General features: G+C 39.1%; 9 protein-coding genes. 3 read left to right on the top strand and 6 right to left on the bottom strand.

What is annotated here, in order from left to right; translation table 11 throughout:
* Positions 1-143 precede the first annotated feature (143 nt).
* The 6 genes from FZ945_RS06145 to galU all read right to left on the bottom strand — a co-directional run bounded on the left by FZ945_RS06145 (position 144) and on the right by galU (position 7,707).
* A complete protein-coding gene (locus FZ945_RS06145) occupies positions 144-1,487 on the bottom strand; it encodes an anaerobic C4-dicarboxylate transporter (protein WP_103569419.1) in 1,344 nt (447 codons plus the stop codon).
* 91 nt (positions 1,488-1,578) lie between these two features.
* Positions 1,579-2,979 carry an aspartate ammonia-lyase gene (locus tag FZ945_RS06140; protein ID WP_148803298.1) on the bottom strand — a complete coding sequence of 467 codons (1,401 nt, stop codon included), beginning with the start codon at positions 2,977-2,979 and terminating at the stop codon, positions 1,579-1,581.
* 491 nt (positions 2,980-3,470) lie between these two features.
* Positions 3,471-5,060 (bottom strand): ribosomal protection-like ABC-F family protein, encoded by a 1,590-nt coding sequence (gene abc-f / locus FZ945_RS06135; protein ID WP_103616769.1) that lies wholly within the window; start codon positions 5,058-5,060, stop codon positions 3,471-3,473.
* 60 nt (positions 5,061-5,120) lie between these two features.
* Positions 5,121-5,666, bottom strand: a complete 546-nt coding sequence (locus tag FZ945_RS06130; protein ID WP_148803296.1) for a DUF1287 domain-containing protein — start codon at positions 5,664-5,666, stop codon at positions 5,121-5,123.
* A gap of 2 nt (positions 5,667-5,668) precedes the next feature.
* Positions 5,669-6,889: a glucose-6-phosphate isomerase gene (locus FZ945_RS06125; protein WP_148803294.1), complete on the bottom strand. Its 1,221-nt coding sequence runs from the start codon at positions 6,887-6,889 to the stop codon at positions 5,669-5,671.
* On the bottom strand, positions 6,886-7,707 hold the full coding sequence (gene galU, locus FZ945_RS06120; protein WP_009294249.1) for a UTP--glucose-1-phosphate uridylyltransferase GalU: 822 nt from the start codon (positions 7,705-7,707) through the stop codon (positions 6,886-6,888). Before galU ends, FZ945_RS06125 begins: the two co-directional genes overlap by 4 nt.
* A gap of 126 nt (positions 7,708-7,833) precedes the next feature.
* Here galU and FZ945_RS06115 point away from each other — a divergent pair, with 126 nt between their 5' ends.
* From FZ945_RS06115 to FZ945_RS06105, 3 genes are all read left to right on the top strand, one after another.
* Entirely contained in the window at positions 7,834-8,469 is a 636-nt protein-coding gene (locus FZ945_RS06115; protein ID WP_148803291.1) for an IMPACT family protein, read from the top strand.
* A gap of 36 nt (positions 8,470-8,505) precedes the next feature.
* On the top strand, positions 8,506-9,321 hold the full coding sequence (lgt, locus tag FZ945_RS06110; RefSeq protein WP_148803289.1) for a prolipoprotein diacylglyceryl transferase: 816 nt from the start codon (positions 8,506-8,508) through the stop codon (positions 9,319-9,321).
* Positions 9,322-9,440: 119 nt separating this feature from the next.
* A complete protein-coding gene (locus FZ945_RS06105; protein ID WP_035160410.1) occupies positions 9,441-10,139 on the top strand; it encodes a fumarate reductase cytochrome b subunit in 699 nt (232 codons plus the stop codon).
* The last annotated feature ends 9 nt before the right edge of the window (positions 10,140-10,148 follow it).

Here is a 10,148-nt window from a genome sequence, read left to right as displayed (position 1 = left end):
GGATTAAATTTTAGTGCGATTTTTGCGTGATTTATAAAAATGAAAAAATTAAATTTAAAAAGAGATATTATTTAAGAATTTGATATAAAAAATTGAAAATTTAAAGTGGATTAAAAAAGCCGAGAGAGATCTCGGCTTAAATTTTATATAAGAACTGGAGCTACTATAAATCCAAGGATAACTGATAATGCAACCATTATAGTTCCTGGGATGAAGAATGAGTGGTTAAATACAAATTTACCAACTCTTGTAGTTCCTGTATCGTCCATCGCTATCGCACCTAGTGTTGTAGGATATGTTGGCAATACAAATAGACCAGAAACTGCAGCAAATGAAGCTACAAGGATCCAAATTTGACCTGAATTTTCAGGGCTAGTCATACCAAGAGCAGCAGCAACAGCAGGCATCATAACCTTTGTTGTAGCAGCTTGTGAGTATAGCAAGCAGCTTAAGAAATAAAGCGCAACAGCTAGGATAAATGGATACTGAGTAACGAAGTCTTTTGCAACCTCTTTGATAGCGTCAAGGTGTCCATTAACAAATGTTGTACCAAGCCATGCGATACCAACAACGCAGATGCACGCATTCATACCGCTTTGGAAAGTGCTAGTTGATAGAAGTTTGCCTGTCTCAACCTTGCAAGCTACTGCTATCGTAAAGCCGATAGTTAGCATAAAGCTAATGATAGCTGCATCTCTTGAAAGGATAGGTTTTTCTACTAAATTTAAGCTCTTTGAAATGCATAGCGCATAGCAAACAACGATCAAAACACCAACCGCAAAGATAGCGACTGATCTTTTTGCGTATGGTTTTGGCTCGTGATACTCGACATCCTTAACCTCTGCAACCAAACCTTTTGCAAGTCTTTCTTGATAGATAGGATCTTTTGAAAGGTCAAGATCGTAAAATTTATTGATAATAAACGCAGTGATAACCATCGCTACAAATGTAGTTGATATACAAATAAATAGCAACACTGGATAGCTAACACCTAACTTCTCGCATAGACCACTCATAGCAACAAACGCAGCTGAGATAGGGCTTGCAGTGATCGCTACTTGAGAAGAGACAACTGAAAGCGCAAGCGGAGCTGAAGGTTTGATGTTTTGAGTTTTTGCAACCTCAACAATAACAGGGATCATAGAGAACGCAGTGTGTCCAGTACCTGCAAGGATAGTTAAAAAGTAAGTAACTATCGGAGCAAGAAAGTTGATCTGTTTTGGATTCTTGCGTAAAATTTTTGTTGCTACTTGAACTAAATAATCAAGTCCGCCCGCAACTTGCAAAGCTGTGATCGCTGAGATAACTGAAGCGATGATCAAGATAACATCCATAGGGATGTCTTTCATATCGACTTTCATACCAAGCAATGCAAGTATCACAACGCCTAGACCACCTGCGTAGCCAACGCCCATACCACCTAGTTTGACACCAAGATAGATGCCGCCAAATAGGACTATAATCTGTAAAATCAGCATTATATCCATCGAAAACTCCTTTATTAAATTTTATTACTAAAATCACCACTTAAGCGTGTCAGAATTTTGGCACGCTTTTGATAATACTTTGCTTAAAATTTTACTTAACCATGCTCGGATTTAGCATATTTTTAGGCTCTAAAATCTTATCGATCTCTTCTTTGCTTAGATAGCCTCTCTCTAGGCAGATATCGCCAACTGCTTTGCCTGTTTGAAGGGCTTCTTTAGCGATACTTGCTGATTTTTCGTAACCGATATATGGGTTAAATGCTGTTACGATACCAACTGAGCCAAGAACTGATTTTAGGCAAGCCTCAGGGTTTGCTGTAAGTTTTTTGATAGCTTTTTGGGCTAGTGTTTTCATAGCATTTTCAAGGATAAATATAGAGTTAAATAGCGCATAAGCGATGCCAGGCTCAAACGCATTTAGCTCAAATTCGCCTCTTTCAGAGCAAAGCATGATAGTTACGTCGTTGCCGATTACTTCATAGCAAGCTTCACCTACAACTTCTGCGATAACTGGATTTACCTTACCTGGCATGATTGAGCTGCCTGGTTGCATTTGAGGTAAATTTATCTCGCCAAGACCACATCTTGGACCTGAGTTCATTAGTCTTAAGTCATTTGCAATTTTTGAAAGTCTAACAGCTGCGGTTTTAAGCGCACCACTTACGTGAACGAAGTCTGCAGTGTCTTGTGTAGCAGCGATGAAGTCATCAGCCTTTTTAAAATCAACCCCAGTGATCTCTTTTAGTTTTTTAACAACTACATTCTTATACTCTGGGTGGCAGTTGATGCCTGTACCTATCGCAGTTGCGCCCATGTTTAGATGTGTCATTGACTCACGAGCAGCTGTGATCTTTTCGATGTCACTTTTGATATAGCTTGCAAATGCGTTAAAAGTGTTGCCAAGCGTTGTAGGGACAGCATCTTCAAGCTCTGTTCTACCCATTTTAATGATATCTTTAAATTCTTTTGCTTTTTTCTCAAGCTCATCTTTTAGTAAATTCATAGCAGCAAGCAAGTCAGTAAGTTTTGCATAAGTTGCTACTTTAATAGAGCTTGGATAAGTATCATTTGTGCTTTGTCCAAGGTTTGTGTGATCATTTGGATGGATGTATTGATACTCGCCTTTTTTGTGACCAAGGCTCTCAAGTGCGATGTTTGTAATGACCTCGTTTGAGTTCATATTTGTGCTTGTTCCTGCGCCACCTTGAACCATATCAACGACAAATTGATCTAAAAATTCACCACCTATAACTCTATCGGCTGCTTTTGCTAATGCATCAGCTATCTTTGGATCTAAAACACCAACCTCTTTATTTGCAAGGGCAGCAGCTTTTTTGATCTGTGCAAATGCCTTTACAAAGTATGGATACTCTTTTAATGTTCTACCACTCATGTGAAAATTCTCAGTAGCCCTAAATGTTTGGATGCCATAGTAAAAATTGTCAGAAATTTCCAACTCGCCAATAAAATCATGTTCTCTTCTGGTTGCCATAACAGCTTCTCCTTAGTAAAAATTTGTTACCGAGTGAAATTATATAGGTATTTGAGGTTTTAAATATTAATGACTACTTATTTTTTTTAAGTTTTAAGCTTTTGACTTGATATGGCGCTCTTTGAAAGAAAATTATATTTCATATTTAAGCTAATTTTTAGGAATTTACTTGTCTAAATTGTTATATTACTAATAATATTATTTTTTTATTATATAAAAAGGAGTAAATTAGCTCAGATTTGTCCTACATTTTAAGTTTAAAAGCCATTTTTGAGAAAAATTAACAAAATATTAATATAAATTCAAAGTTATCAAAATAGTAAAATAAAAATTCTAAGTTAAATTTTCTTTATAATATTACTTCGTGACATATTTATATGATGAAAATTTAAAATTTGCAGCTATACATAAATTTACAAACTAGCTTTGAACGGTAAATTTAATGGAAAAATTTAAACTGCCCCTAGAAAAACTAGAGGCAAAATGAGCATTTAAGCTTCAAGTCCTAAATTTGCTCTGTATTCTTCGTATGTGCCTTTAAAATCAACGACTTCGCCATTACCTTTTAGGTGTAAAATTCTATTTGCAAAGGCGTCTATCAGCTCCCTGTCGTGGCTCACGCAGATGACTGAGCCATTGAAGTTGTAAAACGCCTCGCCAAGTGCGATGATAGCCTCAAGATCAAGGTGGTTGTTTGGCTCGTCCATGACAAGTAAATTTGGTCTATGAAGCATGAGCTGAGCTAGTCTTACTCGGTGTTTTTCGCCACCGCTTAGTGCGCCTACTGCTTTTTCTTGTTCAGCACCGCTAAAGAGCATCCTGCCAAGGCACTTTCTGATCTCGTCGATGTCCTTGTTTTTGGCATCTTGTAAGTACTCATAAAGCTTTAGCTCGCCATCTATCTTATTTACCGTATCTTGCGCAAAATATCCTAGCTCGATGGTCGCACCTATATGCACCTCGCCCGCGTCAGGCTTTATCTCGCCCATTATGATCTTACAAAGTGTGCTTTTACCAACGCCGTTGTGGCCGATGATGGCTAGCTTGTCGCCCTTTTCGAGCTTAAAGTTAAAGTTTTCAAATATCACTTTATCATCAAATTTCTTACTTACATTTTTAAGCTCTATTAGCTCATTGCCTATCTCGCGGTTTGCACGAAATAGTATGCTTGGATCACGTCTGCTTGATACTGCGATCTCGGCGATATCTAATTTTTCAAGCTGCTTTGCACGAGAGGTCGCCTGCTTTGCCTTGCTCGCATTTGCTGAAAATCTCGCGATAAATTTCTCCAGCTCCTCTTTCTCTTTTAGCTTCTTATCACGCTCCATCTCATGCTGCTTTGCGATCAAATTTGCAGCCATATACCAGTCGTCGTAGTTGCCTGAAAACTCGCGAATTTTCTTAAAATCCACGTCCAAAATGTTTGTGCAAACTCTATTTAAAAAGTGCCTATCGTGGCTGATAACGACAAGCGTGCCCTCGTGGCGGTTTAGCTCGTTTTCTAGCCATGCGATCGCGTCTATGTCAAGGTTGTTTGTTGGCTCGTCTAAGAACAAGATGTCTGGCTTTGGAAAGAGCACTTGAGCTAGCAAAACCTTAACTTTATCTGAGTTTTCGACCTCGCTCATTAACTTATCAAATTCATTTAGCCCTAGCGAGCTTAGGATTTTTTCTATCCTAGTCTCGTACTCGTAGCTTGGGTCCTCTTCAGCGCTTATCATCTCAAGCTCGCTTAAGCGCTCATTTATCTCATCTGTAAATTCCTCACTCATATAGAGCTTTTCTTTCTCTTTGACAGCGTCGTATAGGCGTTTATTGCCATAAAGCACCGCATCTTTTAGTGTGAAATTTTCAAATGCAAACTGATCTTGCCCAAGCACACCAACCTTTAGTCCATTTTCTATGATGATCTCGCCGCTAGTTGGCTCGATAGCTCCGCTTAAAATTTTTAAAAATGTCGATTTGCCAGCGCCATTTGCGCCGATTAGTCCATATCTGTTGTGGCGATTTAGCTTTAAATTTACATCCTCAAATAGCAAACTGCTTGCAAATCTTTGAGTAAGTCCCCTAACTTCTAACATTATTTTTCCTTGAATTTATTTTTTGCGATTTTGCCTAAAATTTGATTAAAAAGCCATTTGCTACTTTAGCCTAAAATGCCCCGTGATTTTGTAGCTATAAAGTATGTTTTCTTCCTGCACGCCAGAGCCGATATTGTGGATGACAAGCGGCGTTTGGCCTTCAAATTTATCTGAGATCACGCCGATGTGAGGTAGATTTCTTGGCAGCATCCATGTGACGATATCCCCTGGCAGAAATTTATCATCTCTAACCTCAAAACCTTTTCTTTTTAGAAAGGTAGCGATGTTTAAAACACGCCTGTGATCGATGTTTTTATCAGCCTTTTTAAGGCCCCATTTTTTAGGATAAACTGAAAAATTTTTACTCATATCTTCAAAAATGAGCCTTTGCAGATCCATATCTTGATGCCGCAAAGCCCTTACTACAACGTCGGTGCAAACGCCCTTTTTGATATCCACGTCGCCCATTGGGTAAGCAAGCTTTTCGTAGCTTGGGTCGTAGCTTAGCGTCACGCCGATCTGTGACCTAGCGTCATTTACAAATTTACTCGCCGAAAAGGCAAAAATTTGCGTGGCAAAAAGAGCTAAAAGTAGAAATTTCTTCATTTCTACTTTAAAAGCATGGTTTTTAAAATACGTTTTCCTATCTCAACGCCTGGCTGATCGTAGGTGTTGATGCCTAGCATGATACCAGTGGCCGAGGTTAGTAGCTCGTAGTAAAAAATGAGCCAGCCAGCGTGAAACTCATCAAGCCTCTCAAGTGTGATCGTATCGACACTTATGCCCTCTTGCACCAGCGCCATAGCCGTCGCGTCGCACTGCAAATTTATAAGCTCATTTAGGCTTAGACCCGCCACAAAATCGCACTCTTCAAGCCCTTTTAGGCTTAAATTTGGGATAGTCTTGTCGCTTGCGTGATCTTTTATCTTTATAAATGTCACACTCTTATCTTTTACGCCATCCATGATAAGCTGCAAAAAGCTGTGCTGATCGCGGCTGCCAACAAGTCCAACTGGCGTAAGACCGACCCTTTTATAGCCTCTTTTTTTACCAAGGCTCTCCGCCCAAAGCTGCACGTACCAGTCGTTAAATTCAAAAAATCTATCGCAGTAGCTAAAAATGACATTTATGCTGGCATTTCTGCTAGTGGCGTAGTGGTAGGCTTTAGCGACTATTGAGCTATCTTTTTGCTCGATGTATTGCTTCTTACAAGCAAGCGCGCCATCTAAAAGTGCCTTTATATCGTAGCCGCAGATACCAAGAGGCACAAGGCCGATCGCACTTAGCACGCTAAATCTCCCACCAACATTTTTTGGGATATTGAAAAATTTAATCCCATTTTCTTTGGCGAAATTTTCTAAATTTGTGCCTGGATCAGTTATGATGAGGAAATTTTTACCTAAATTTTTAGGCTTAAAGTCATCAAGCAAGCATTTAAAAATAGTTATCGTCTCGATCGTGTTACCTGATTTTGAGCTTATTATAAAAAGTGTCTCGTCAAATTTTAGCCCACTAAGCGTGCTTTTGTAGCTACAAGGATCGACGTTATCTAAAAATAAAAGCTCTCTTTTTATCCCCTTTGTGCCTTCAAGCATTGATTTTAGCGCCTTTACGCCAAGACTGCTACCGCCAATGCCAACAAGTACTACATTTTTGATATGAGCTAGCCCTTTTTCGTACTCCTCGATCTCGCCAAGCAAATTTTGGCCAAGAGCTGGCAGGTGGTAGTAGCCTATCTCGCCGCTTTCGTATTCGTCGTTTATGCGTTTGGCATAAGAGTCGATGACCTCGCTGCTTGCAAAGTTAAATTTAAATGAAGTTTCTATCATTTACTGCGCTCGTAAAAGAAATTTGTAGCCTCGACAAAGCCATCTATGCTGCCACAGTCAAATCTCTTGCCCTTAAATTTATAAGCTAGCACCATGCCATCTTTTGCCTGCGTTTTTAGCGCGTCTGTGATCTGGATTTCGCCGTTTTTGCCTGGTTTTGTTCGCTCTAAGATGTTAAAAATATCTGGCGTTAGGATGTAGCGGCCAATTATCGCTAAATTTGTCGGAGCCTCGGCAGGATCAGGCTTTTCAACCATATCATCAACCATTATGAGATCATCTTCTATAAACCTACCGCTTACGACGCCATAAGACTTGGTCTGCTCTTTTGGCACCTCCATCACCGCAACGACGCTGCAGCGATACTTTTCATAAATTTTAACCATTTGTGAAAGCACGCCCTCGCCATTTTCATTTATACATAGATCATCTGCCAAAATAACCCCAAATGCCTCATCTCGAACTAGAGTTTTGCCCGTATAAATGGCGTGTCCAAGCCCTTTCATAGCATTTTGCCTAGTAAATGAAAATGTACATGAGCTCATTAAATTTCTAACTTCGCTAAGTAGTGACTCTTTTGAGCTGCCTGCGATCTCTTTTTCTAGCTCGTAGCTGATGTCAAAATAGTCCTCAAGCGCCCTTTTTCCGCGTCCTGTGACAAAGGCCATATTATCCATGCCAGCCTCAAGCGCCTCATCAACGCCGTAGTGAATGAGCGGTTTTGTAAGGATCGGCAACATCTCTTTTGGGAGCGATTTTGTAGCTGGTAAAAACCTCGTTCCATATCCAGCCGCTGGAAATAGGCAAGTTTGTATCATTTTAGTCCTTCATGAAAAATTGCAAAATTCTACTATCTTTTCCTTAATAATATAAATTTGTCTGAATTTACAAGGCTTTAATTAGCAAATTGATAAGATTTTTGAAATTTTAAAAAAAGAGCAAATTTGCAGACGATTGATAGGATTTTTAAAGCCCAGCTTGATATAAAAAAGTCAAATTTCTTAGCATTTTTGTGCCCGATAAGCTTGTTTAAAAGCTTGCACGAACACCTAAAAGAGGAGCATTTTAAGGCTGTTCACGTAGTTTGGGCGACAAGGGAGCTAAACAAATACGGACAAATCGTTGAAAATCAAAGCGATGATGGCGAGCCAAAGGGCACTAGCGGCCAGCCAAGCCTAAATGCGCTAAGAGGGGCAGGGCTTATAAACGTTGGGGTCTTGATAGTTCGCTACTTTGGCGGGATAAAGCTTGGCACTGGAGGGCTTGTTAGAGCCTACTCAGGGGCTGTAAATGAAGCGATAAACGAGGCGATAAAAGATGGTGGCGTGATGAAATTTGAGATAAAAGATGAGGTTAAATTTTTTACGCCATTTTCGTTGATGAGCCGCTTTGAGCACTATTTTTCCACTAAAAATTTAAGCGAGTTTGAAAGAGAATTTAATGACCTTGGAGCGATCTGGAGCGTAAATTTAAACGAAGCCGAGTTTGCTGAGCTATTTAAATTTTGTAAAGAATTTGAAGCAAGCGAGTTTAAATTTCTAGCCTTGCCACTTGGCAGCAAAGCGCTGTTTATTTATTAATTGTAAAATCGCATAAATTTAAAAAGAAAGTAAAAAATGGAAATTTGGAACGACATTTATAACCACTTTAACCCAGTCGCTTTTAGTGTTTTTGGCTTTAGCGTGCACTGGTATGGGCTTATGTATATTTTGGCCCTTGTTTTGGCGCTCGCCATGGCGAAGTATCTCGTTAAAAAAGATGATATCGCTATCTCAAGCCAACTTTTAGACAACTACTTTTTTTGGGTAGAAATAGGCGTTATTTTAGGCGCTAGACTTGGCTGGGTTTTAGTTTATTCTGGCGAAGCAAGCTACTATCTAACGCAGCCTTGGCAAATTTTTAATCCAATCCACAACGGCGAGTTTATAGGAATTCGCGGTATGAGTTACCACGGCGCTGTGGTTGGCTTTTTGCTAGCGACAATTTTATTTTGTAAAAGATATAAGCAAAACGCTTGGCAGCTACTTGATCTTTGCGCCATTTGCATACCTTTTGGCTACACCTTTGGCAGGATAGGAAATTTCTTAAATCAAGAGCTTTTTGGCAGGGTTACAGACGTGCCTTGGGCGATAAATGTCTTTGGTCAGCCAAGACATCCAAGCCAGCTTTATGAAGCATTCTTAGAAGGTTTAGTTATTTTTGTCATTTTATTTTTATATAGAAAATATAAGAAATTTAATGGCGAGCTCATAGCACTTTACGCCATTTTATACACATTTGCAAGATTTATTTGTGAATTTTACAGAGAGCCTGATTCTGGACTTGGATTTATTATTTTTGGTCTATCAATAGGGCAAATTTTATCACTTATTATGTGTGGGTTCGGAATTTTTGTCTATATTAAACTCTATAAGAGATTTACGAAAATTTAATGTTGGTATTTAAAATTTATTAAAGTAAAATTCTGATAACATTAGCTTTATCAATTAATGCTAATGTTTAAATTAGTATTAAGAAATGATAACTTATTTCAAATTTCTTAGGAGGGCTCATGACCGGGCTTATAGAAGGTTTTTTGGGGAAACGGTCGGACGGCAAAAAAAGCCGCACTCCAGCCGCTTGGGATAGATGGCAAAGTATTACAGGATTTATTCTAGCCTGTTTCATATTGTGCCATATGGTTTTTACTTCTACTATACTACTTGGCAAAGACGCATTTAACGCTGTCGTAGGATTTGCAGAGGCTAAATTTTTATTTGGCGAGGCTACTTGGTGGATCACAAATGTTATAGCTGCTGTTATCTTTGTAGTTTTTGTAACTCACGCCTTCTTGGCAATGAGAAAATTTCCTGCAAATTATAGACAATACTTAATGTTTAGAGGCCACAAAGACCGCATGAAGCACCTTGATACCACACTTTGGTGGTTCCAGTTTTTAACAGGCTTTGCTCTATTTTTTGCAGCAAGCGCCCACCTTATAGATATTATTTTTGGTGGACACATCACTGCTGACAAATCAGCTGCTGCTTTTCACAAACTAGAAATTTTCTACTTCGCACTACTTGTTTTCATGGTCGTTCACGCTAGCGTTGGCATGTACCGCTTATATGTCAAATGGGTAAGCATTGATGGCGTAAATAAACACGAAATGTTTGCCAAAAGAAACAAGGCAAAGACAGTTGTATTTGTCATTTATGGCATACTTGCTGTGATCGCTTTGATCGCCGATTTCGTGTGGATCAGCCATTAAAAAGGAGCT

This window comes from Campylobacter concisus (assembly GCF_902460535.1).
Taxonomy (GTDB): domain Bacteria; phylum Campylobacterota; class Campylobacteria; order Campylobacterales; family Campylobacteraceae; genus Campylobacter_A; species Campylobacter_A concisus_AS.
The sequence above is the reverse complement of the archived record's forward strand: the minus strand, read 5'-3'. Positions and strand labels throughout refer to the sequence as shown.

Bases quoted from the DNA above. Each gene is read 5' to 3' on its own strand.
- FZ945_RS06125 (WP_148803294.1), bottom strand. From the start codon at position 6,889: ATGATAGAAACTTCATTTAAATTTAACTTTGCAAGCAGCGAGGTCATC.
- FZ945_RS06145 (WP_103569419.1), bottom strand. From the start codon at position 1,487: ATGGATATAATGCTGATTTTACAGATTATAGTCCTATTTGGCGGCATC.
- FZ945_RS06105 (WP_035160410.1), top strand. From the start codon at position 9,441: ATGACCGGGCTTATAGAAGGTTTTTTGGGGAAACGGTCGGACGGCAAA.
- galU (WP_009294249.1), bottom strand. From the start codon at position 7,707: ATGATACAAACTTGCCTATTTCCAGCGGCTGGATATGGAACGAGGTTT.
- FZ945_RS06130 (WP_148803296.1), bottom strand. From the start codon at position 5,666: ATGAAGAAATTTCTACTTTTAGCTCTTTTTGCCACGCAAATTTTTGCC.
- FZ945_RS06140 (WP_148803298.1), bottom strand. From the start codon at position 2,979: ATGGCAACCAGAAGAGAACATGATTTTATTGGCGAGTTGGAAATTTCT.
- abc-f (WP_103616769.1), bottom strand. From the start codon at position 5,060: ATGTTAGAAGTTAGGGGACTTACTCAAAGATTTGCAAGCAGTTTGCTA.
- lgt (WP_148803289.1), top strand. From the start codon at position 8,506: ATGGAAATTTGGAACGACATTTATAACCACTTTAACCCAGTCGCTTTT.